Origin of the sequence: Enterocloster sp. 210928-DFI.2.20 (genome assembly GCF_020554465.1) — a bacterium.
Classification (GTDB): Bacteria; Bacillota; Clostridia; order Lachnospirales; family Lachnospiraceae; genus Enterocloster; species Enterocloster bolteae.
Window position 1 is genome coordinate 107,418 of record NZ_JAJCHK010000008.1, and the last position, 24,531, is coordinate 131,948.

The 24,531-nt window shown below is 52.0% G+C and carries 2 protein-coding genes; both read right to left on the reverse strand.

The genetic code is table 11. The features are described from left to right. Positions 1-10,479, reverse strand: a complete 10,479-nt coding sequence (locus tag LI015_RS09930; RefSeq protein ID WP_227124803.1) for an Ig-like domain repeat protein — start codon at positions 10,477-10,479, stop codon at positions 1-3. Beyond that, positions 10,479-24,509, reverse strand: a complete 14,031-nt coding sequence (locus LI015_RS09935; RefSeq protein WP_227124806.1) for an Ig-like domain repeat protein — start codon at positions 24,507-24,509, stop codon at positions 10,479-10,481. Before LI015_RS09935 ends, LI015_RS09930 begins: the two co-directional genes overlap by 1 nt. Positions 24,510-24,531: the final 22 nt, after the last annotated feature.

Sequence of the window (24,531 nt, forward strand, 5' to 3'; positions counted from 1 at the left end):
TTACGAGTCCTCTTCGTTCTCCTTCTTTTTATGATCACGCCTGTAGGACCCGTGTATAACCATAACCAGCATTGCGGCAGCGGCTGCTATAATTACTGCCACCCACCAGGGGATTAAAACATTGACGATGTGCGTTCCCTGACTCTCCACAACTTCCGACGATGTTGCTTTTCCATGTCCATCATCTGTTGATGACGCTACCGCAAGGGTCGTTGTCATAGTCCCGTCTACTCTTTGTTCCGGTATCAGCGGACTGTTGCTGCACAACAGTGCATATTGGCTGAACCGATCCGTTGCAAACTGGAAACGAGTCCCATTTAAAAGCATCTGTGGTCTCAAATAGCTGACCTGATCCCCGTGAATCCGCAGAACAATGTAATGCTCATAGCCTCTGCACGCTCCCGGCATATCCAGGGTGATCCGGATCGGATGTTCCAATCGCTCTATGGGAATTAGTTCTGCCCCATTCTGTTTTTCTGCTTTTTCAAAACTGATATCCAGGTTCTGTACCCGGCTGTCAGGCGGCAGTTTTCCTCCTAACATATAAGCCGCGGCTACAGAGCCATCATTATTCAGTTGTTTTACATCGAGGCGCAGTTCAATATGCTTCCCCTCACTCATAATCTCCATCCTGTCCTGAAGACGGATGCTGTTCACAGTTTCCATCTCCTCAATGGCCGGATTTAAATCACCGTACGCACCGGCCGATATGGGACGAAGTGCAATTCTAAGTACGCTTTCCGCTGCTGTCCGTTCATCTACAGATGAACGCAGGCGCACGTCACTCATAGCCGCCGGGAATTCCACCCGGTATATTCCTTCTGTCATCTGTTCGATAGACACAGATGGGCTTACAGCCCAAAGCTCTGCTGCTGTTCCATCTGCGGTGAGCGGCTGTACCTCAAAGCTTACCGTCTCCCCATTGCCTCCGTCAAGATTGCCGGAGCCACATATCACCTGGAATTCTCCGTCTGTCTCATTCCATACAGGCTGAATCCGGGTTCTGTACTCCGGTTCTGTGCCTGCCAACAGATCAACATTGTATCCGAGTATTCCTTCATGGCTTACCTTTGTTCCATTTGTTGTGAATTCCCACACACCGAATCCACCACAGTATGGATTTACATTCCCGGCTTCATCGGTCACAAAATCTCTGGTAATGTCCACATAATAACGGGTCCCCGGCTTCAGCGGCACTGTTAAGGGAACTTCCACGGTCCTAAGGCGGCGGTTGACATCAATGCCTGCGGTCCTGGCCTGTATTTCACAGAACAGCGTGCGGCTGTCATAATCCCAGATTCGGACCTTTCCATTGTTGCCTGCGATTTGCCATACATCCTCGTTGGTATAGAACAGTAGGCTTGAGTCTGTCTCCATCGTAGTATCCATCCCATTAATGAGTGCCAGATAAAGCATCGGCTCTTGTGTATCTCTAAGGGCGGTATATCCACTGCTGACCGTCTCATTTCCAGCCTCGTCCTTTACCCGGAACATAATCCTTTCTTCATCCATCACATCCTGATCAATCAAAAGGCTTCCAGAACCGTTCCAATCCTTCCAGCCGGTCCAACTGCTGCCTCCATCAAGGGAATAGCACCAATGCCGTATTCCGCTGGTTATGTCTTCCGCTTTTGCTGTCAAATGCTTTTCACCACGAATCCACACGTCCTCTGCCTCTGTAAATGCCTTATCTTTCGGCAGATTCGTCACCCTCAAATTCTCAGGCGGCGCTGTATCTACCAGAATTCGTGTTTCAAACTCTGTCCTGTCGCCAAATACATTTTCCAGCCATACATGAAGCTTCCATCTTCCATCCTGTGGTATCTTGGGCTGCTCTAAATCCTGATTCTCTGCACCGGTTGTACCTGGTCCTGAAGTAGTCAGGAATAATGTTCCTTCCGGCTCCTCTTCTCCTTCCGGATATAATGTGTACCATGTGGTCAGCTGACTGGCTCCCGATTGTTTAACAGGTATGATCTGTATTTCAGGTACTGTTACATACCATCCATTTTCTCCATTAGGATTAGGGGGTTCTAAGCGCACCTCCAGTTTCTGGTCGCTGATTTTTGACAAGTCGATATACTTCTCATCCTTTGTAAACGTTTGGGTATTACCTGCTACATCCGTAATCTCAATCCTGTATAGTCCATTACCAGCTGTGGAAAATGTACCGGTCAGCACACCATCGTCTACCTGGCAGACCGGAATAATGACCATATCTTCATCTTTTGTAACTGTCACTGAATCCACGGTGAGACCACTGCGCTCATCTTTTGCCTTAAATGTAACGGTCTGATTTTTATTAACCGGAACCTGGGGCCATCCATCCATCTGTGTGATAGTTGGAGCAACTGTATCAATGCTGAAGTACTCCGTCCGCTCTGCTTCGTTTCCACTGTTATCCAGGGCCGTTACAGTTACCGCCAGATCCGTACAGTCAAAATCGAGTACCGGCGTCAGGACCGCCTCATATTCCGCGGGTGATTGGTCTATCCATATGCCGCTGTCCAGGATTCTGTCCGGCCCTTCATTGCCGCTGACATCGCGTTCTGCACAGGAAGCTGTTGCTGTGGCCACGCCGCTCTTTCGGTCAATGACCGGTACGGTTATATCAACCTTCGAGGCATTGAACCATCCCGCCCCATTGGAGGACTGCTTTGTCTGATAACGTCCAATTTCCGGCGCGCCTTCCTCTGCAATCCATTCCAGGCTTCCGCTCTGACCAGTCAGTATATTAGGGGCTTCTGCATTTCCAGCCTTGTCCACGGTGTAGTACCAGATCTGTACCGTTCCGTCCGTATCTGTATTCAGTTCAAAGGAAAATGTTACATCAGCTCCACTTTTAGCCAGCTTCATCTGTCTCCATGTAAATCCCTGGTCCAGACTGTAAAAGGCCGCCGCCGGCTGGCTCATATGATCCTGTGGATGCAGGGTAATACACACTGCTTCCTTAAAATAGTTACCGCTGGTTATAAAGTTTCCCACACGGCTCAACGGATTGGTGTTTACTCTGGAAAATGATACCTTCGGGTCATGATATGTCACCTTCTCGCTGTCATAGCGGATCACTTGGCTTAAAGGCATCTCCTTATCCACGGTATTGCCGGCCTCATCTTCCAGATACCAAAAGAGTTTATAACGGCCATCTTTTGGAATCTTTAACTGTTCCTGGCTGTCTTTGGTCCACTGGCTCACATCCGCTGCCTTGGGAGCCTGGGCATTCTCATCTGTCAGGCACCAGTAGACATGGACCGGTGCTCTCTCCGGATCTGTAGTTTCCGCATGAATATAGATCGAAGGCGGCTGGCTTCCGTTATACCATGCCTCGCCATACTTCATGACCAGTTCGCCATCTGTAAATGGGGTCACACTTACTACCCCGGATTCAGGCTCAACTGCATCCGTATTAAAGGATAGGGGCTGTTCCTCCGATGAATCATAGCAATTGCCCGCTATATCCCACACCCGCACCTGGATCTGGTCTTCTTCATAACTGCCATCCGGCACCATAACCACGTTAAACTCGTCCGTCCCTGTTTTATACGGGGCCGGATCACTCCAGGTAACTCCGCTGTCGAAGCTTACCGCATAGACATCAACACCACTTCCTCCGTTTTCTTCATGATCAGACGCTTTGATTGTAAGCCTGCTGTCACCATTCCAGCCGGGATATTCCTGATACATCCCGCCGTCAGGATCGCCAAATATGACTTCTACGTCCGGTTTCGTCTTATCCAGATTGAATATCGTCGTATATTCATTCGCATTCCCGGCATTGTCATAGGCTTTAATATGAACCGGCACAGCAGTCCCTTCCTCGCTCAGGATATCCTTCCATGTATATGTGCTCTCGCGGCTTCCGGTACCGGAGGCGGTTCCGGTCAAGATGTCCTCTCCCAGCTGTTCGGTCTGTTCCCCGCCGGTTCCCAGCTGCCATGTCACACGGTTTATTCCGCTTCCTGTATCTGTAATCACAGAATTAAGAGAAATATCCTCCGTATACCACAACGTCTTCTTGCCCGCTCCATCCACAACTTCCCTGGAAGCGTTGGAAGACGTTGCCGTCACACCCCCAATTTCAGGAGGCGTGGACTCCAATGCCCATAGATCGGAATCATTGGTTCCCAGCACATAGCGTGAGGACACATTATCTGCATAATCAACCGCCTGTACCGTGATCTTGCCTGTGGTCTCCTTTGGTATCTCAAATGTATATTTCGTAACCCCCTCTACCTGGATTGGAGCCGCCGTTTCAGGTGCCCCTCCATTAATGGAGAATGTTACCTGTCTGATTCCGCTGCACGCTTTTTTCACATGTCCCTCGGTTTTCTCGGGAACAGGGTCTTCTACCTCCACAATAACCGTCACAGAGTCTTTGAAATAATTCCCGTACTGGAAAAAATGCTTCATGCCGTCAATGACATTTCCATCTGTATCGGAGAATGTAAAGCTTCCGAACTCTGGTTTCAGGCAGTCCCAGCGGATTGTAGTAATCTCAGGAGCTGTATGGTAGCTTACATTTCCCGCTCCATCATAGCTGAAATAGTACAGATCATATGCGCCCTGTACCGCTTCTCCATATTCGGGCGTTTTTCCATCCGGACCGGAGTATGCCCCCCAGTCATCCCTTGGCAGAGTCACCTGTTGTGCATCTCCATCCGGTTTATTCCAAGGCAGTACATTTTTCAACCCATCGCCGGGCGCATTTAAATCAATTCCATCCCCTTCGTTGGTTATATACCATACCAGCGTTTCTTTTGAACCGACCGCCTGCCCTTCCGGCAGTTTCAGCTCAATTCCCGGTTCCCCGCCGTTATACCACTGACCGTTAAAATGTCCGTTTGCTCCCGGCATGATGTTAAATACCGGAGGGCGCGGAGGGGTGACGTCCAGGGTAAGCTGGTTACTGATTTTCTGAGTAATGGCTTCCATGCTTCCATCCTCATGTTTCATCTCAACATCCGCATACAGCTCCGCGGTTTCAGACATATTGCCGGCCTGATCCCAGACACGAAGCATAATGGTATAGGTTCCTTCCTTCTTGATGATGGATTTAGGTGCGTGATTGACATCCCCATCCCAGGCCTTCGGCGTATCCCATGTCGTTCCGCCGTCCAGGCTCCAGCTATACCGCCAGATACCGCTCAGGGAATCTGAGGCTTCTGCCGTGATCTCCACATCCGTATTGTACCAGTCGGACGGCTGCCCTTTGGTCATTCTCATGACCACCTCAGGAGCTGTCGTATCAATATTGTAAATTGGGGCATCTCCTGGTGTTGTGCCTGTTAATCCTCCATTATCTACTGCAGTCAGAGAGTATGTCAGTCCTTTTCCCTCCTCCAATACAGCTTCAAACTCTTTACTTTTTACTTTTGTATAGTTATTCAGAACATAATTAACAGCCTGTCCGCCAATATCTCCGGTAACCACAGCCAGGCCGCTGTCCGCATCATACGCTTCGATGGACAGCTTTACGTTCTGGTTGTACCAATGATTTTCATTTGGACTTCCATGGGCGGTCACCTGGATTTCAGGAGGGTTATCCTCAACAATCAAGTTCCCATTGCCATCTGCATTGAGGATCATCGTTCCGGTTACATTGCCGGCCCCGTCCTCTGCTTCCAGCCTGATGGTTCCCTCCGTACCGGCTTCCAGATCAAAATACATCTTTGACAGCTCAATTTCCTTATAAACGCCGTTTATGTAATAGCCGATTTTGGCCAGGCCGCTTCCTCCGGTTTCATCCTTAGCATTCAGCTTGACACGCACTGTTTCGTTAAAGAAAAGGCCAAAACTTGCCATATTGGCAATCGCCGCCGGCGTACTGCTGTTCAAATATGTGATTTCGTAAGCCGGACTCTCAAATCCCGGCGCCGTATGATCCCAACGGATTGTCTCCGTCTGCTCCGCGGATTCATTTCCAGCTTCATCCACCGTTTTATACGCCAGATTCCAAACTCCATCATTGTCCGGCACAGCCCACACGCCGGTACTATATTGAGCCGGCTTTGCAAAACCGTTCTTCCACAGCTTCCATTGCACAGAAGTCGGCGCTTCCAGGGTTCCATATGCAGGTGCCTGGATGGTTGCCGCAGGTGCCTGCACTCCACGGTACCATTTAAGGCCTCCGGTATCGACAGAATCGGCCACTCCCTTGATCTGGACAGACGGCGCTGCTGGGGCCTTTGTGTCAAGACGTACAACAATCTGTCCCGGCTGGGTGACAAACACATTTCCAGCTGAATCTGTATAACGCAGGACCAGGCGCTCATACACGCCGTCACTGTTGATTACAAAACTGTCCCCAGTGTAGGCCCGGAACGTATTCCCGTCCAGCGCGTACTCCTTTTTGCTAATTCCACTCATAGCATCACTGACCGCAGCGGCTGGGTTTACCGTCACCTGGCTTTTCTTCCATTCTCCTGCCGGTGTAACGGATACCCGCTCCATTTCCACCTCCGGGGCCGTGCGGTCAATCCACACCGATACTTCCTTTGAATTGAGATTCCCGGAGTTACCTGAGGCGGATATCCGGATCTGATATTTTCCATCCTCCAGATCCGGCAAGCGAATTGTAAAGGCGCCATCCGCCGATGGAGTAAACTCAAATGGATACCCATAATCATATCCCCCCTTATCGTTGAGCCTGCCGACCTCATAGGTCACATACCGGTCCATCAGCCCGGAGGCAGACCTGGCAATCTTCCCTTCAATTTTGGGTTCTAAATCCCTCACCCAGCTTCCGGCTGTCCCGGGGGTTTTGGTAATCTGGATTTCCGGCGCCTTCGTGTCATAAATCAATCCATCCGAGCGCAGGTACAGAACATTCCCCGCCCGGTCTTCTACCCTGACATAGACAATTCCCTTTTCTGCTTCAAAGCGGAAGCGGACCCCTCTGGTCCATTGTTCCTCCGCAAGACCGTCCAGTTCATTCTTTGACAGGTTTTTGCTGCTCACCATATAGGATATTCCTGTCTGTGTCATGCCGGAATCATCCTCCAGCTGGACGCCGCTTAAATCATCTGAAGCAGTCAGCTCCACATCCTGAGGGACATTATAATAATGATTGTATTCGACTGTATCCATAAACACAGGCCACACCTGATTTCCAATAATAATACTTCCTTCAGGTGGTCTTGTATCCTGTTTAAAATAGATGGATTTGGCTTTGCTAATTGCCCCATTCGTCGTTCCTCCGGTATTGTCCTTCAAGAAATAGGTGACTCCGGAAGTTATATAGTCGCCGTCCGGATACGTGATATGGTCACCCCACTGTTCATCCTCAAGAGAATTGACCGCACTGATTAAATAGTGCTCCGGAGCGCAGACATATACCTGCGTGTTGTACCAGCCTTGCCTCTGGTCGGCCTGCGTCAGCTCTGAAAAACTTCCTCCCGTCTTTTTCTTCAACACCGCTTCCTTGTCAATGACCGTGGTCTGGACAATGGTAAGATTTCCTGGCGTAAATCCCTCCCCATAGCTGAAACTGTAATTTTGATTGGCCGGATGGCTGGAAGCAGGTGATAAAGCCAGGTTGCTGCTGACAATTTGATACATCTTGCCCGCCTTTACTTCCCAGGCCCCATCCAGACGCAGCATACCGGTAAATTCCGGCTCATATCCGGAAACCGCTCCTGTTATAGTGAGATCGTCCGTCAGACTGAACACCGGCTCGCTTAGCCCTGCATTATATTCCAGAAAATGATCATTGGCCCTTACCGTAAGCGTCTTTGGCTGAATTGTAAATGTAAGCGTCCTGCTGGAATTAAAATTGCCTGTACCCTGAATGGTAACTGAAGCAGTTCCAGCTTCCACATGATTACTATAGGACAGCGTATAATCTAATTCTTTTGTTAAAATGTGTTCGTTGCCATCCTTGTCAGTAAACCGCACAACCGGCAGCGGCTCCTTCTTCAGGCCGTTGAATACCTCCGGTGTTATCTCGTCTGCCTTGATATTATCCGCGTTGATAGAAGCCGGCGTAATCGTAAACCGTTCCTGATGTGTTCCTTTATAATTTCCCATTCCGCGTACAATAACCACTGCACTGTTCGTTCCTACCTTCACATTCCCGCTGTACTCAACCTCGTAGTCCGTTCCCTGAATCAGAGAGGCGCCATCTCTTGTGAGCACCATAGGCGGGCATAAGGCTGTTCCATCATATGGCTGGTCTGCTATGGAGGAAAATGTAATTGAGGAATCTGTAATACTTAAAGGCACAATGGAAAATGGGATTTCTACACGGTTCCCGAAATTCCCTTTTCCTATAAAAATTGCTTTTGCGGTTCCCACATTCATATTATCGCTGTACTCAATCTCATAATCTGGTCCTTCTTCAAGCTGTCTGCCATTGAAGTATACCTTAGGCTTTGGCCGAATGGCCTGCCCGGTATAGGTTTGCTGGCGGATTGTCTCTACCGTAGCCTTCTCTATGGACTGGCCTGTAACGGTTATCTCACCACTGATCGCCTCCGCCCCGTTATAATTCTGCCCCTCACTTACCTGGGCCTTTAATCTGATGGGCTCAGCCTTTGTAGGGGTAACCTGTATACTGCCGTTAGACAGCTCCTTAATGGTTCCTTCCCCCTGTATAAACTGCCATCCAGTCACCGGATTGCCTTCCGTATTACCTTCGACACTTGCGATAAAGGCCGCTCCAAACTCCACATGATCCGCAGCCTGAATACTCGGCGTGATATCCCCCTTTGTGATATCAAAATTAAAGGTTTTGGAGCCAAAGGCCGTGTAGGTGGTATCCGTTAAATTCTTCTGATTATAGAGCCCCTCGATTTTTACTTCTGCCCGCCCTACGTTTTGGTTGCCTGAATATGTATAAAGAAAATTCTTCTGTTCAAGCTTCTTTCCGTTCCAGTAAACATCAGGCTTCGGAGTGATGTAATGGCCGCTATATTGCTGTGGATCTATGGAATCTACCGTTATCTTGGAATCGTCCATATCGTAGATGGTAATATAACTGTGATCATCCGGTTCGGAATCTGCCAATTTGGAATGATTAAAGATTTTGCCATCCTGTATATTGCAGGCCGTTGTTAACCATACGGCCTGGCCGCGCATTCCCGCACCGCCGCACTGTCCCCCCTTCGCAGTCTTACCTCCATTATCACCTGAAACCTCATATTCATTGCTCCTTGCGCCGTTTACTCCCGACCCACCGCCTGATCCGCCTCTTTCATAGAATAATTTAACTCCATCGAAGCCGGCTCCGCCGCCGCCTCCGCCTCCTCCGCCACAGCTTTTGCCGGAACCGTTATACCCGTATCCCCCATCACCCCCGTATCCGCCTCCCCTATTCTTGGTTAGCCCAGATAAAGCTATATCCAAGTTACTACCATCTGCCCCATCTCCGCCTCCGCCTCCGCCTGCTCCTCCGCCTCCAATCGGAGCCGCGGCAAATCCTCCTGCGCCGCCTCCGCCTCCGCCTGCTCCAGTTTTCAGGCGGGTATACAGGACAACGGTAAATGAAGCGCCCTGGCACCCGTTTCCTCCTTTACCACCGGTTCCACCGGTTCCGCCCTGGACATCGAGGCTGTTCAAACCATAAATGTAAATACTGCCGGCGGACTCGCCAGCCCCTCCGTTTCCAGTTGAGAAATGGCTGTAAGCAGAGTATCTGCTTCCCCCAGCTCCCCCATTACCGCCAATTCCGGCTCCGGCTCCGCCACCGCCATTGCCTCCCCGTCCTCCAATATTTTCGGAGCCTTCAATGTAGTTGCCAGTTGCATCAGCGTTAGCACCAGCGGTTCCGTTGGCTGCGTTACCGCCAATCGCGGTCAGATTTCCATTTCCTTTCAAGATCAGTGTTGAACCGGCCGGAACTCTGATCGCCGCACTGCCTGGTGTCGTTCCGCTGCCGTTGCAGCCTTTCAGTTTTACCTTGCCGTCGATGTACAGTGTGACCGTACCATTGATGGAAACCGCCTCCTTGGAGGTCGACGTGAAATCAATATCTCTAAAATGGTACTCTCCTGTCGACAGATATAACGTCCCGCCTTCCACAGGCCCGCTGGTATAATAGTATTGATCGGCCGCATGATACTGTATACCGGTGGCAGCCAGAGCTGTCATACGATAGGTGGCGACATTGGCCGTCTGAGCGGAATCCCTAACACTGTCGGTACCGGACGCAGGTTCTTCCAGCGGGGAGGAAGGGGCCTCCAGCCCCTGTTCCTTTTCCGCAAGACCGTATATCTTCTCCATCAGTTCCATCTCTATAGGACCGGCTTCTCCGCTGAATTCCTGTACTTCATCCGCATCCGTGGACTTCATAGCCTCAAATGCGGCGTCTATGGAATCCATCAGGTCCTGCCAGCGCTGCCTCAGAGACTCGCCCTTAGCCGAATCAGATGGCGTGGCCGTGGCCGGCTGCTCTATAACCGCAGCCATCACTTCCACAGCCGGCTGTGCGCTGAGCAATACTGCCATCAGCAGCGCTGTCAATTTCAACCATCTTCTTCTCATTATTTCATCTCCTGTCCGCCATCTGTGGCGTTTTCTTCATCATTGTTCCTGTTCAGGCGTTTGCGTCTTCGGTTTCTGCGCTTTACATTTTCGCAGTACGCCGTATAGAGCAACACACCTGCCAGGCATACTGCTGCGATGATCAATATGGGAATCCAGTTCCATAAGGTATGGATTGTATCATTTTGAAGCGCAGTGTCTGTCTGAGCAGCCTCCCGCTCATCTTGCGGCCCGCCAAACGCAGCCGGCTCGTCTTTTTCCTGTTCCATCTGAATTGCCATCGTGTCTAATTCATCCAGGCTTTTGTTGCTGCATACCAGGACATATTCAGAGAAACAATCCGTTGTTATGGACAGCCTCTGGCCCTCCTCCTGGATAACCGGCCGGATTGATGTGATTTCATCCTCATAGAAGCGCAGCACCCGGTAATCCTGATAACGCTGCTCCAGACCGAAGCTCAGATGAATCTCCGTCTCCAGCCTTTTGACCTGTTCTCTGCTGGTTCCACCATGCACGGATTCCTCTTTTATCAGATAAATATCCATTGGTCGTACCACCGTATCATCCGGCATATATGCTTCCAGCCCCTCCATGGATTCCCGGCCTTCTTCTGACAATCCTTCCGTCTGCCATAATTCCAGTACCACGCTGATCCCCTGCAGGTCCTGTCCGCCGGACAGCTCCGCCAGATTCAGGCACCCCAGTATCTCTTCCCGATCCACTGCGGGCATAAAATCGCCTCTGGCTTCTACCTTTATATCCGCCAGCTGTATCTTAAGTTCATACTCCTCCTTCGTGTCCTGATGATACAGATATAGAGTATCTTCTCTTGTTCCTGCCGGTATGGTTACCTGGAATTTCCCGTCCTGTCCCGTTTCGACCTGCGTTGTACCGGAGGCGGCCTTTAGCTTCCAGCTATTCCCCGGTTGTTCCGTATACAAGGGCCGTATATCCAACCGGGCTGTCAGCCTTCCATCCGGCTCCCGGTAGGCCGGCGCCGTAATAAAGCTGTGCTTGTACGCCAAGCTGCTGTCCGGTTGCGCCGTCAGGCTGATCTTCCGGTTGCGCCGGCTGTCGCCGGATACGACATCAATGCTGTATCCGCTTATACTATGCGCAGTCTGCTTCTCTCCGGTCGTAAAGGACCAGCGGCCCAGCCCAGCCAGAGCCTGGCTGGCATTGCCTGCATAATCTCTTGCGAATCCACTGTCGACCTCCACATAATAAGTTGTATCTTTCTCCAGCGGACCTGGCAGTACCGCGTGGACAAGCTTATCTTCATCCGTCAAGTATACCTGGCCTTCCATCTGGGGATTCATACTGGCTACCAGCGTGCCGTCCATGGTATACAGGTTAATCAATCCGTATGCAAACTCCAGATCAAGTCCGCGGTCCGCTCTTAGCACCAGTTCCGTATTGACAGGCACATCCTCAGAACGATGGATTGGTACAACCGGTTCCAAAAGCGGTGCTTGCGTATCGCGCAGCACACTGATTTCCCGGCTGACCGCCGTATTGCCTGCAAGGTCTTTTACTTTAAAGCAGCACTTCTGAGACGGCAGACGGTCTGTCTCCAGATAAAACTGGTTATCCTCCTGCCATGCCATCCACTGGCTCCAAGTTTTCCCTCCATCCACAGAGTAGCTCCAGGCGGTCAGTTCTGTTCCCCTGGGCTCAGCATCCACGGACACCACGGGGTCCTCATCGGTCCACCACTCCGGATCGCTTTCTATGGACAGGTTCTCCGGAGTCCGGGTATCTACTTTAAATACTCCTTCAAAGCTCTCCGTCCGTACATCCAGGCTGTTCCTGGACCAGACCTTTAGATGCCAGATTCCATCCTGATCCACGGAAGGCCATGTTTCCGGTCTGCCCGTCTCAAAATGTACCGCGGTTGCTGTATCTGGTACTTTGGATGGTTCCTGCCCCGGTACATAGTCCTCACGCCAGAGGATATACCAGGTTTCCAGGGAGATCACCCCTGTATGCGCCGGCTCTTTAATCGTAATCTTTGGTCTCGTCACATACCAGCCGTTCTCACCGTCCGGAGCAGATGGCTCTACCGCTACGGAGGCTTCCTCAACCTGCGCGGTGTCTATCACCTCCACGGTTCTTGTGGCTACGTCTGAAGCATTGCCTGCCATGTCCCGTACCTGGAACGTATAGGATCCGTTTTCAAGCATTTCAAATGTACCAGTATAGTTCCTGGTTCCTTCCACCGGCTTCATGGTAACGCTCATGACATGGATTCCATCCTTTTTTACAAGCAGCGTATCCGGATTTATTCCGCTTAAATTGTCTTCCATATGGATGGTTACCATATGGGCCGCATTGGTCAATTTGTCCGGTATCCCTTCAATTGCCGTGATCTCAGGCTTCGTCTTGTCCAGGCTGTAGGAGCCGGTTACTGTGGATTTATTCTTTGCAAGATCTGAGGCTTTTGCGGTAAAGATCATATCCTCCCCCTCTATGCTCAATGTATCCTTCCACTCATAGGTATCCTGTGCCTGTGATGGAGTCGCAATAAAGTTGGACTCTACTTCCCCTCCCTTGGCTGCATCTCCTGATTTGCTACCATCCAGCGAGACAATTCCTTCACTGCCTTCGACCCAGCCTATTACATGGGATAAATGGCTGCCTGTGTCTTCTGCTGTTACGGTCAGCTCCACATCCTTCCTGTACCAGCTGCCGGAATCCGGCCCCCGGTCCGCTATGGGACCTGCCAATATGGGCGGTGTGTTCTCAACCCGCCAGAAATGATTGCTGCCATCCCCGGAAAGTGTCATAACCTGTGTCTCATTGCCCGCCATATCTGTACAATAGAGGAAGATATACCCCTTTATTCCAAGCGGGAGTGTGAATTTCTTATCTTTTATCTCCATGCGTTCGGACTCTTGCCCGCCTTCCATCTGCACCGTATAGGCGAGCGATTGGATTCCACTCGCGGACTCCCGTCCAAAGTGATTGAGGTTCGTGTCCTCAATATGCAGATAAACCTCTACCTCCTTGTTGAAAAAGTTGCCGAATGTCAGCGTATTGCCGAATTCCGCCCAGCCGCTGTCATTCCTGATCGCGTAGGTCACCGCAGGATCGCCGTATACCGGACAGGTTCCATCATAGCGCAGGGTTGCCGCCACAGCGGCCGTGCTGTTCCCGGCTTCATCTTGTGTATAATATTCCAATGTATAGATACCCTCCGCTGCCGACTGATCCGGTCCAAGCGATGGGGTTCCGTCCATATTCCAACTGCCCTTTGCAGCCTCGTCTTCTGCCCCCAGAGCATAAAGTCTCCAGTATACATGATTATTTGACGCATATATACCGGAATTCTTCACACTTAGCGATATCTGCGGAGGTGTCTGACCAGTATACCAGCCATCCTCATCCACAGGGCTCACACCACTGGATATAACTTCCAGGTCTGCCGCCGGAGGCTGGCTCTTGTCCAGTTTCAGTTCCAGAAGTTCACCTCCCGCGGCCTTTGTGGTATGTATGTTCCCGGCATGATCCCATAACTGTATGACCAGTTGTCTGTCCGCACTGCTGTCATCCTCCGCTCCGTACACGCCTTCCTTGTCTATGGTAAAGGTGTTGGCCTCATCCTCATCCGCAGCCCAGACATAGTCCCCGGACCAGGATGTTCCATTGTCAAGGGAATAGCGGTAACCGGCTATTCCACTGGTCTGTGCCAATGGATCCGTGCCGCTTCCCGGGCCGTCTTTGGCCATAATGGTTACTGTTACATCCCGGTTGATATAATTCCCGTAATTCCATTCGGACGGCAGATCTGTCGTCAGGGATATGAGCTCTGGTTCCGTCTTATCCAGAAGGAACTCCTGCTCCAACCAGGATGTATTGCCAGATCTGTCCGCTGCTTCCAGCCGTACGGTCACCTTTCCCTCTTTGGTCAGGGTCTCTCCCCAGATATAGGACAGCGTATCTGTCTGATCCCAATCATCGGCGCCGCCGTCCGTACTTCTTCCATAGACAGACTCTGCCTTCCCGTCAATCTGGTATGTCAGATCTGATAATCCGCTTTCTTCGTCCCTCACCTCAGCTTTAAGCACAATATCGCGGTTATACCACTGCGCAGCCCCCAGACCCTTCTCCGGTGTAATTCCTCCAATAAAGGGCGGTTTATCCTCTACAATCCATAACTGCCCATTTTCAGTACCAAGTACCTGAACCTGCGTCCTGTTGCCAAGGGTGTCCGCCGCCTGTACATACACGAGGGTCTTTGTTCCCACCGGCAGTGTAAATGTGTAGGCATGGTTCAATTTGCTGCAATCTGCGGTCTGCCAGGTCACCTGGTCAAATGAATACTCTACCCCGTCCTGGCCAATGCCGCTCTGACCATCTGATACATGAACCGTTACCTGGATTGCTTCATTAAAGAAGCTTCCATTTGACAAGTAATTGATTGCTTTTGATACCGATGAATCATTCACCGGCTTAAAGGTAAATGCCGTCGCTTCATAAACAGGCGAAGTCTGATCCCACCGGATAAACCGGCTTTCCTCCTTCCCCTTGTTTCCCGCCTCGTCCTCCACATACCAGGTAAGAGAATAAGCGCCTTCCTTGGCAGGTTCAAACTGGGTCTGAATGTCACTTCCGCTCTGGGTTACCGCGGTCCAGCTGCCGTCTGCGGCACTTCCCTCGTCATGAAGCTGGTAATACAAGGTAAGCCCTGCTTCGGCAGCGGTATCTGCTCCCGGAACCATGAAATGGATAACCGGCGCATTTCCGCCATACCACCCTGTCTCCTGGTTATATCTTCCATACCCATCTATATAGACCGAGGCCTCCGGCGGCATGGATGTATCTTGCTTGATTATGCGGTCAAGCGGGTATATAACTTCCTTTCCTGCCGTATCATACACACGGAATGAAATATCCCCCTTCTGATAAATACCATCCTCCAGGTTCAACTCAAACCGGACTACCTGCTGAGGTGTATCATATGTTTCCTCTCTCCATGAATCCCAGTTATTAACGGTATATTGTATCTTCTCGACACCGCTCTGCCTGTCGGCTGCTTTTAATGTCAGGATAACCGGCTGGCTGCTCCAGCTATCTCCCTCATATCCGCCGGGCGATGTGATCTGCACGTCCTCCACTTCAGGCACTGTATGATCCAGTACCCATTCAAAGGTTCTCTCCGTGACATTTCCCGCGTTATCCGTGACCTTCACAGTCAAGCTGTTTGCGCCTTCTGCGCTAATCGTCCTAGATACGGTATGGGATTTGACCTGGATGCTGTCATTACCCAGATCCTCCGTTTGGATTTCGGGTCCCCCGGCATCCTTCTGAGTTGTAAGGCTGGTAGTGACTGTGCGTAGCCCGCTGTCCAGATCAGAAACCCGTATCTCCACGTGAATCGTTCCAGGATATATTCCGGTAGAGCCTGCGGCCGTGCCACCGACAATAACCGGATTGCCCACAGCCGGCGGCGTATCCTCCAGCTGCCACTGTGTATCGCCAAGATTGACCAGCACCTCATTCGTATCATTTCCAGCTTTATCCACCGCAGTCAGTGTAATGGAACCGGTCGTACCCACAGGAATCCAAAAGGTACGGCTCAACGTATCAATCTCCACGGCCGGGCTTCCATTTATGCTGTAGCTGAGTGAAGCCAGCCCGCTTCCTTCCTCTGTGATATCAGCCGTCACCTTAAGTTCCTCATTATGGAACACGCGGTCATAGAGACCAGTTACCACATTGCCGTCCCCATCAGATACCTGGAAGCCTTCCACCCGCGGAGCCGTATGATCCCATCGGATCAGGCTGCTTCCTGTTCCCGAACGGTTTCCCGCCTCATCCTGGGCATAATATTCCAGCGTCCATACACCGTCAGCTCCGATACCTGGCACGGTTCCGGGAAGGAAATCACCAGGCGTCTCCCCGCTTTTATACACGCGGTACCACACGCTCACCGGCGCTTCCTGCTCTGTGTACGCAGGTACGGTCAAACGGACTGCCGGGCTGTCATTCCTGTACCAGATTACGCCCCGGTCTTCTGCCTGGCCATATGGCTGGATACTGCATTCCGGCGTCTGGGGCGCTGTGCGGTCCAGAAGGACTGTGATATCTCCTGTTTTTGTAGAGACCTCATTTCCTGCTAAATCCTTTATGCGCACCTGGATATCATCATACTTATATGCGCCCTCCAGGCTTACCTGAAGGGAGACAGAAGCGATACCATCTATCCCGGTCTGCTCTCCTTCAATGGGTATCTCCGCAGACCAGTTCAATCCTCCATCTGTTGTATACCTCCAGGAATCCAGCCCGCTCAGTGCATCCTCCACCCGAAGCGTGACAGATACTTCCTTTCCGTTCTGCCAGCCGCTTTCACCGTCCACACGGATATCATGTACAATCGGCGCCGTGCGGTCCAGCATTACATGGATCTCGTTCTCCCCTGTCGTGTCCAGGGTATTGCCCGCGCGGTCGGACGCTTTAAAGATTACATGGTAATCCCCCTCTGTCAGTTCGTTCACTGCAAAGCTTCCATCCGTATCCGTCCGTATCATCTGAGGCTGCCCGCTTCCGCCTATCCAGCTCACATACCGGTCCGGGATTCCCGACAGGCTGTCTCTCACAGTACCGCGGATAACAGGGCGGCCATTGGTCCACAGTCCGTCAGCACTGTTCCCATCCTCTTTCATATACTCCAGGGCGATTACGGGCTGGTCCCGGTCAATGACAATCCCGTCACTGCTGTAATAGTCCACATTTCCTGCATAATCCTCCACACGGACATAGACAATACTATGGGCTGAGGACAGTTCAAATTTACAGGAGGACGCCCGCTCATCCAGCAAAGTCCAGTCACCGGCCCGTTCCAGCTCCTCGCGGGTCATCGCCTCCGTTCCAATATCATCCACACGGTAAGACAACCGGCGTATTCCGCTGGTGTAGTCCGTGCCGGTGAGGCTGACAGTCTGGTTTTCCTTAAAAAATGTGCCGAAGGTAACTTTATTCCAAAACTTATGCCACACCTTCTGGCCGATTATGATATTGGCTGACGGGTTTGTTGTATCCTGGCGCAGCGGGCGTTCTACGCCGCCTACCGTACTGCCGTTCAGGGTCATATCCACGGTTATTGCCTTATACTCCGCGCTCGAACTGTCATTGTTCCTGAGATAGTAGGTCACCGGATTCTTGGAATAATCGCCATCCGTGTAAGCAACGCTGTCTCCATTCCATGTGGCAGCCTCCAACACGTCCGTGCGGCTGATCAGGTAATCTGCCGGCGGTTCCAGGAGTACGGGGCGCTTCCAATACCATTCTGTATCCGGATTCCATTCTCCGTCCACAGACGCCTGAATTCCGGTTGGGCTGTATGGTTTAATCGTGAAGATCTGCGGTGCCAGTTTCAGCTGGTAATTGCTGCTGACACTGTCATTCTTAAGAGCCAGGGTTCCCATGTTAATGGCATAAGTCTTGACGGATTCTCCCTCCGCCCGTTCCAGCTCCCCGCCGTCCGCCGTATTTAAGACTGGACTTTCTGCGGTTCCCGCAACTACAATCTGCCCGCTTACATCATAAGTAATCGTTGCCGGGTCGTCCTGGCCATAATACTTCCATTGGCCCGCGGACGGAGTGATGGTCAGCGTAGCCGGTGAGATGGCAAAGCTGTCCTCTATGGTGCCTCCAAAATTGCCTTTTCCGGTGATTTTGATGATGCTGCCCGCTTCTCCCGTTACATTTTGGTTATCTGAATAGCCAAGCTCATAGTCTGTTCCTTTGACAAGAGATATCTCCTGGCTATTTCCGTTGATATAGGCTAAGGATGGTTCCGGTTTCTGTTCCTTTCCGTTATAAACAACTGAGTCGGCATGGTTCTTGATATGGACTGCCGCGTCCAGTTGGAGAGGATTGATTGTAAATTCTACTTTCTTTTCGCCTGTATAGTTCGTCCCTTCCCCGGTTATGTACATGACAGCCTTGCTGGATGGAGTTGTGGCGTTCCTGTGATTCTCATACCGGTCAATCTTGAAATCTGTGTTCTTGGTGAGAGTTACGTTATTCCCGGCATTGTTGGTATATACTACAGAACCCACATCCTGCTCCTGTTCAATCCCGTTATACGTGGGGGCATCCAAAAGCGTAACCGATATCTGGCCGTCATTTATATTCTTCGGATTAATTTGGAATATATTGGAAACTGTATATTCCGTTTCGGCAATGCAGGACCCCTTCATTCCTTTTAGGGTGAGAGAACTTAATCCAGCGTTCACGTTATCACTGTATTTACTGATCGTATAGGTAGATCCAAGCTTCTGAACCAGTTTCTGCTCTCCGACCTTCAGCGTAATGTCACTGTCCGCGAGACTGATCGCCTCTCCCTGATACGTCTTTGGTGTAACGCTGATGGTTGTATTCGTCTCGCTTAGAACAATGGGGTTGATGGTAATCGGTCCAACGGTATACGTTTTATCATTATAATTGTTCCCACCTTTTACTGAAACCGATATGCTGAACGATTTACAGTCCACAGCTGTTGGGGAGATCTTCACTCCGGTGACATCATCCGATGAGGTATTGGTGGATTCAATCTTAGCTGCCGCCGCGGTGTCCGCCTCCCAGTCTCCCAAAGTCACCTTAACCCGTTTATTCGCTGTGGCAGGCAGGCCGGTAATATTTGCGCTTATGGTATCGGCGTAAGTAATGGCATTGGCCGTGACGCCCGTCAGTGACAGAGTGCCTGTCATATCGGCTTTCTTGATTGTAAATGTGGTATCGGCATGGCCAATCCATAAGGGATCCGTCTCGCTTTCCGTCACTGTGACTGTGGCCGTACCAGCTTCCACGTTGTTGGAATATGTACTCTTATACAGACTTGATGATACTGTGGAGCCTGACACCGCAACCTTAGAAACTCCTGGTTTTTGTTCACTTCCGTTATAAGTTGTCTCCGTGAAGGACAGGGTAACGGTCGCGGTGGACAGGTCTGTTATATCTGCTTTAGCGGTTCCTGCCTTGCCACTGCCGTTGGACGAACCCGCGTTACTGATTGACATTCCTTTTGTGTAGTGGTAGGTACCGCCGGAAGCAGAGTCTGTGTTGGCTGGGCCGCCGGAACCGCTGTCGTAAACGGGGTCGGCACCTGCTGAACCATCCCCCGGCCCTTGTGCTCCTTTCTGATAGCCTTCTCCGCCACCAGCTCCTAAAACACTGCCGTTTGCCGGACTTCCCGCTCCCGCTCCTCCACCTCCGCTTCCACCGTTTCCTCCACTTCCTATACCAGCTCCTGGATATCCGCCTCCGCCTCCGGCCCCACCTAATGACATGGTTTTGATAGTACTTATAAATCCCTCTTTAATTACATTTTCACCCGCACTACCACCGCTTCCGCCTACACCTCCCTTAGCAGTTATTTCTAATTTGTTTCTTTCTCCCATGATATATACTGTTCCTGATGAATTAGCCTTTTCACCCTTCTTACCATCCGTTGCTGAAGTAAGCACTTCCGTGGTGATATCAAAACCAGTTCCTCCATTTCCTCCAACACCTCCTGAAGTACCGATTCCAGCTCCTGCTCCACCGCCGCCTGCTCCACCATCACCTCCTGGTCCCATGATTACATAAGCTTTAGGGTCCCAAGAATCATAAGTTTCTCCTTTAACTCCTGACGCAGCGTTTCCACCATATACATATAGATGATTAACCTTATCCAGTGAAGCCGGTCTGATTTTCAAGGTAGCGCCTGAGCGTACCTCAATACCAGCACCTCCACCAGTTTTTCCGCTACCATTTCCCCCATAGATATAAACATCACCATCAATTTTAAGCGTAGCCGTACCGGAGGCCAGAGTAATTGCACTTTTGCCTGACGCCGCCTTGTAGGTTCCCGCGGTCAAGATAAAGGTTTCCCCATTGGAAAGCGTTTTAGAATAATTATTCTGTGTGGCAGCCAGACTGACTGCTCCCCGGTTCTGCTCCGCGGAAAGTACACGATTAGCCGGAGCTTCCGGAGCTGACGGTAATTCTTCCTGGATTTCCTGGGTTGTCGGGGTCTCCTGCGGTATTTCCGTTTGTTCTGCTGTTGTCTCCAATTCCGGCGGGTATTTACCGCCTTGATTCTCTGCCAGCTTAGAAGCGATACCAGTAAACACTCCTCCCCCTACTTCTTCCGACAAAGCCTGCTGTTCCTCCTCATCTGCAGTAAACCATGCCGCGATAAAGGCAGTTGCCGCCTGAATAAAATTCCTCCATGCCCTGGAAAAACTGGTGTGGCTTTTGTCTAAAGTGGCACTTTCCTCGGATATAGAAACATATTCCGGGTTCTCATGGCTATACATTGCATACAGCTGAGGGTAAACTTCGCCTGTCACATACCACGCACCAGACAGATCCACTGCCTCCATCTCTGTCAGTTCACTGGTGACCGCGCCATATGCAAACGCATCCTCACATCCGCTGATTTCCTTATCATATACACAGTCATTGATACTGCGGTTTGCCGCGATCCAAGAGCGCAGCGCTCCCTCCACCTGGTTCTCCAATGCGTCGGATGGCGTAGCATCGGACGGAATGGCCTCAGACGGGGTGGCGACAGGCGGCGCTACGGTCGTCTCTCCGCCAGGGATATCCGGGGTTGACGGTTCCGATGGGGCGTCATTGCCTGTGGACTCCTGGCTGGGGGCGGTCTCTGGTTCTGTCTCCTGACTCTGGTTAGCGTCTGTCTCCGGCTCCTGGCTGGGAGTGGTCTCCTGGCTCTGGCTGGGGGCGGTCTCCTGGCTCTGGCTGGAATCCGTCTCCGGCTCCTGGCTGGGGGCGGTCTCCTGGCTCTGGCTGGAGTCTGTCTCCGGCTCCTGGCTGGGGGCGGTCTCCTGGCTCTGGCTGGAATCCGTCTCCGGCCCCTGGCCCTGGACCGGCTCCGTTGCTTCATCTTCTGCTGGTTTTCCTGCGTTGTCATCGGGTGTCTTAGTATCTATATTGTCTGCTTTTTCTGTATGTTCGGTCCTGCCGGCTTCTTCTGCTTCCCAAACCGCCTTGCGGCCGGTTTCCACCGCTTCTGCTGTTGTCTGCGGTTCTGTCTGGGACGCCTCCTCCTGACGGTCAGACTCCTTCACAGGCTGTGTTGCTTCCTGTTCAGAAGGATCCTGCGAAGCCGTATGATCTTCTTCCGGTTGATCCGACGGTTCACTTTCTTCACCAGAAGCTTCGGTTCCTATCTCCTCTTCCTGCTTCCCGCTCTCTTCATTTTCCTCTTCTTCCTCATCCAACGCCTTCTGGCGGAGGCTCTCTTCTATGGATTCCTGTTCCTGCTCCACGGATTCCTGTTCTTCGTTTTCCCTGTGCAGTTCCTCCATGTCCACCCGATCTTTTCCTCTGGCTTCCGGCATCACGGACACAAATGCCGCCGTGTCCTCTCCCACCTGTTCCATAGTCACTGTGGCATAGCAGCTGGTGATTTCTCCATAGTTTCTGGCCGCAAATCCGCCCGCAATCCCTTTGGCATCCACAAATCCGGTGGCATAGCTGCTGATCACGCCGCTGTCACGGCCGATGACGGCCGCCATTCCTCCAGCCTCCACCGCCATATGTTCCCCGCCGTCCGCAGCCAGGGTCATATAGGCATAGCTTCCGCTGATCCGTGTCCCGGACATGATTTCACCAAACAGCCCACCCGCATAGAGACGCTGGGCTGAACTGTCCTTTAAGGTCCCTTCACCTGCCTTGGAACCGGACTTCACGGTGATTTCACCCTGGGCTGCGCAGTTCTCAATTACCGCGCCCTGGGCATAGGCCGCGATTGCCCCGGTTCCTGCCCGCAGGACAGAGCTTCCGTTTTCACGCACCGTTCCTTCCTCGCTGCCTTCTTTCACGGCATAGAGAACCGCACGTTTGATGGCTGCGTCTTCCAGCAGGAGATTTTCGACCCTGGCGCCGTTTCCGAGTACGCCAAACAGAGGCGCCGTCTGGTTGTGAATTACATAACCTGCGCCATCCAATGTTCCTGTATAGGGTTCCTCCATGGTTCCCGGGCTGACTGTAATGTCTGAAAAATCCATATCGCCTGCCAAGGTGATGTGATAGGACAGGAACCTGGTTTTATCCTCTTCCTCCGTTTTCCCAAAGAGACGCTCCCAGCCTTCTTCTGAATATACGGCGGCTGTCTTTGCCAGATCATTGACCAGAATCACATTTTCCTCATAGATTCCCCTGGCGGTTGGATATTCCTGTCCGCGGGCGGCAAACACATCCAGCTGCGGGAAATAGTATACAAACCCGCCGGGCTCGGTCATGGAAACGGATGAGCCTGCCTCGTTTGTACCTTCTGATTCTGCCGCCTCTGACTCTGTGGCAGTGCCCGGCCCGCCGGACGTACCTTCCCGTCTGTATTCTTCGCTTGAAGCGCTCCATGCCTCCTCGTCAAATCCCATATAGGAGACACAGTCCTCATCAATCATATGGACCAGTTCCGCCTTCTGGATTCCGGATCCATCCTCCTCGCCGTGGACTCCATTCCAGGCCGTTCCTTCCAGATACCAGAAGTTATCCACACCGCCGCTTAAGTTCCGTCCGGCGGCGGCTCCCAGCCCCCAGCCGTCATGTGCCGCTCCTATGCAGCCAATCTGATAGCTTTCAGAGATGGTTCCATCGTTATAGCCAGCGATTCCTCCTGCGTACCCGCTGATCCGGTCCTGCCCGGAAAAGGATTCCATGAAATCGCTCAGACTGATCCACCGTTTGCTTTTAGCGGCCGCTCCACTACGTACCTGGTCTCCCGGCTCGTAGCTGCCGCCAATGGTTCCGCTGTTGTAGGAGCGGGAGATATCACCATAGTTGTACCCTGCAATACCGCCTAACATATCCTTTCGTCCGTAGACGTCGCCGCTCTGAAAGCAGGAGTCAATGGAGCCATAGTTGAGTCCCGCGATTGCGCCCACATTCCGTTTGCCGTATATGGTGGAATCCGTAATCCCCAGGTTCTTGATCTGCGCCCCGGTTCCTACTACGCCAAAGAGACCTATATCCACACCATCCGGCTGGTTGATGTGCAGGCCTTTTATCACATACCCGTTCCCGTCAAAAATGCCTGCAAACGGATACCGTTCACTTCCGATGGGAGTCAGGTTATTCTTTTTTTCTGATTTGAAGTGTATATTCGCTGTGAGAATATAGCAGCTGTTGTTGTACTCATCATCCCCATCTGCAATCAGGTCTGCCAGCTGTTCCAGGTCCCGGACCGTACTGATTTCATAAGGGTCTTCTTCTGATCCTTCCCCTTCAAAGTAAGAGGCTTTTTTTACTTCTGTCACAATAATGGGAACAGACGGAAGTTCCTCCGGGGCGGCTCCGCTCCCGGCACTGCCGGAACCTGTGCCTCCCGCACCGGTATTGCCGTCATCCGGCGTCACTTCGCCATTGCCGGAAGAGCTGTCTCCGCTGCCGGGCTTGCTTCCGCTTCCGTCTTCTGAACCGCCGGCAGTGTCTCCACTTCCGCTGTCCGTACCGCCAGTAGTGTCTCCACTTCCGCTGTCTGAACCACCAGTAGTGTCTCCACTTCCGCTGTCCGTACCGCTGGAGTTCTCTCCACTTCCGCTGTCTGAACCGCCAGCAGCGTCTCCGCTTCCGCTGTCCGTACCGCCGGAGTTCTCTCCGCTTCCACCTTCCGTACCGCCGGAGTTCTCTCCGCTTCCGCTGTCCGTACCGCCAGCAGTGCCTCCGCTTCCACTATCCGCACCGCCGGAATTACCACCGTTCTCACTGCCGCTTCCGCCGTTGGAGCTTCCCCCGTTCTCTGCCGAGCTGCCGCCGGAATTTCCTCCGCTTCCTGCCGAGCCGCTGTCGGAGCCTCCAGAACTTCCTCCGCTCCCCGCCGAGCTGCCGCCTCCGCTTTGGTCCGAACCTCCGGAGCTTCCCCCGCTGTCCGCACCTGCTCCGCCGTTTCCGCCGGAATGATCTGCTGCCGCCTCCTGGCCTGCCTGGGCTGCAAAACTGATGGACGGCGATGAACCCGCAATCGCTGCTGCCAGCACGACTGCCGCTGCTCTTATCCCTAATGTCCTTTTTCTCATAGTGTTTCCCTGCCTTTTTATC

Bases quoted from the DNA above. Each gene is read 5' to 3' on its own strand.
- LI015_RS09930 (WP_227124803.1), bottom strand. From the start codon at position 10,479: ATGAGAAGAAGATGGTTGAAATTGACAGCGCTGCTGATGGCAGTATTG.
- LI015_RS09935 (WP_227124806.1), bottom strand. From the start codon at position 24,509: ATGAGAAAAAGGACATTAGGGATAAGAGCAGCGGCAGTCGTGCTGGCA.